The sequence below is a fragment of the Paenibacillus sp. 01T422 genome, from assembly GCF_056398785.1.
On record NZ_JBFTQB010001070.1, the window covers coordinates 1 to 1,916 of the forward strand.

General features: G+C 47.9%; 3 protein-coding genes. 2 read left to right on the plus strand and 1 reads right to left on the minus strand.

Translation table 11 applies throughout. The annotated features are described in order from the left end of the window. Positions 1-218 precede the first annotated feature (218 nt). Entirely contained in the window at positions 219-344 is a 126-nt protein-coding gene (locus AC1DUA_RS35595; protein WP_477504230.1) for a hypothetical protein, read from the plus strand. 193 nt (positions 345-537) lie between these two features. Then, positions 538-885: a hypothetical protein gene (locus AC1DUA_RS35600; RefSeq protein ID WP_477504228.1), complete on the plus strand. Its 348-nt coding sequence runs from the start codon at positions 538-540 to the stop codon at positions 883-885. An 87-nt stretch (positions 886-972) separates the two neighbouring features. Here AC1DUA_RS35600 and AC1DUA_RS35605 read toward each other — a convergent pair. Continuing rightward, positions 973-1,916 (minus strand): Atu2307/SP_0267 family LLM class monooxygenase (locus tag AC1DUA_RS35605; RefSeq protein ID WP_477504229.1); only part of this gene is annotated, 944 nt, incomplete at its 5' end.

Here is a 1,916-nt window from a genome sequence, read left to right on the forward strand (position 1 = left end):
GACGTCCTCTTTGCGAACATTTATAATAAAGAAAATTACTAAGCCTCCTCTGTTTTATGAGAAAGGAAAATGTGCAATGAGCGATAGAAATTCAGCCTTGCCGCTTGAGGATTTATTTTTGCGATTTGCCTAATAACGAATGGTAAAGGTATGCTCACAATCAATGAATTTACCCATATAGCAGAAAAAGAGGGGATCTCTTCCTCTTGCTGCCTGGCATGATTGTCGATGGCGCATCCCAAGCGTTGGACCCGATCCACTATTCCGTTATCTTCTTCTCTTGCCTGAATATTGAAGAAACACCGCAAAACATCGAGCATGGATCATCCCCATTTTGCAATTAGCGGAAAGCTTCCAATCTCATCTGAGGATCGTGCTATAAAAGAAAGAATCGAGCGACTGCTATTAGCAGCCACGAATCGCCAAACCCACGACTCCTAACCACGTGCGTTTCAAATTGACACAGGGCCGAGCTATGGCCTATGAGACAGAAATCGCGGATGCTGCTTTGCTGAGCCCCTTTTCCCAGCCGTAGCCTTGCACAGAGGTACGAACATCAAAGTCATGTGGGCGCTAGTCTCACATAACCTGCAGCAGCTTTATGCCCGGCTAGAAGTCGATCAGAAGCAATGGCGTACAGCCGAACGATTGGAGCTTATAAGGCGAGATCGGGCTATCCTGTTTGAACCCCATAGCGGCAATCGGTTAGCGGTTAAGCTTCGCATTTTCGAACATCCGGAATGGCGTGGTCCACGCTTCTATTTGCGGCGTTATTGCTGCTTAGCTTATCAAATAGACCATGGAACTGATGCTCCTGATTTCTGCACGACCGGTCCTAAATTAGCTTCAGAAGATAGATTACAGCTGTTGCGAAATAACGAGTAATTACAAAGTCATTACAAAAGAGAAACACTCCAAGGATAGCCTAGTTGGCCCTCGTGGAGTGTTTTTGGGTTTATTTATATGGAATGCTTATTTAGCTTCCATTTTGGCGATCTGTTCTCGAACTCGCGGTGCGACCTCTGTCCCCAACAGTTCAATAGCTTTCATAACTTCCTGATGCGGCATGGTGCCAACGGGTAAATGCATGAAGAACCGCGAGAAACCCAATTGTTTGCTCATATAAACGATTTTATTAGCAACTGTTTCAGGATCACCTACATAAAGTGCACCTTCAAGGCTGCGGGATGCATCGAACTGTGCGCGGTTATAATGTCCCCAACCGCGCTCTTTGCCAAACATATTCATCGAAGCCTGCGTAGGTGGAAAATACCTGTCAACCGCAAGCGACGTACTCTCAGCTACGAAACCGAGCGAGTGTACAGCCACCGGTAATTTCGACGCATCGTGTCCTGCACGCGTAGCTGCTTCCTTATAGAGCTTCACGATGGGAGCGAATTGGACAGGGCTCCCGCCAATGATCGCCAGAACAAGCGGCAATCCTAATACACCTGCGCGGATGGCTGATTCCGGGTTCCCCCCGCTGCCAATCCACACGGGTAGAGGCGTCTGAACAGGACGTGGATAAATACCTAAATTCGTAAAGGCCGGGCGATGCCCACCTTTCCAGGATACTTTCTCCGATTCCCTTAATTTCAAGAATAGTTCCAGTTTCTCCTCGAAAAGCTCTTCGTAATCATTCAAATCATAACCAAACAATGGAAACGCATCAACCATAGAACCTCGACCCACAATAATTTCTGCACGTCCATTAGAAATGCCATCTAGCGTTGCAAACTCCTGAAACACACGAACTGGATCGGCAGCAGAAAGCACGGTAACCGAGGTGGTTAGACGGATCTTTTTGGTCACGGCCGCCGCGGCCGCAAGCACCACGACAGAAGCGGAATCTCCAAATTCCTTACGATGATGCTCGCCAACCCCGAATATATCCAACCCGACCTGATCGGCTAGGG

Coding starts and splice junctions, on each gene's coding strand:
- AC1DUA_RS35595 (WP_477504230.1), top strand. CDS start 219: ATGATTGTCGATGGCGCATCCCAAGCGTTGGACCCGATCCACTATTCC.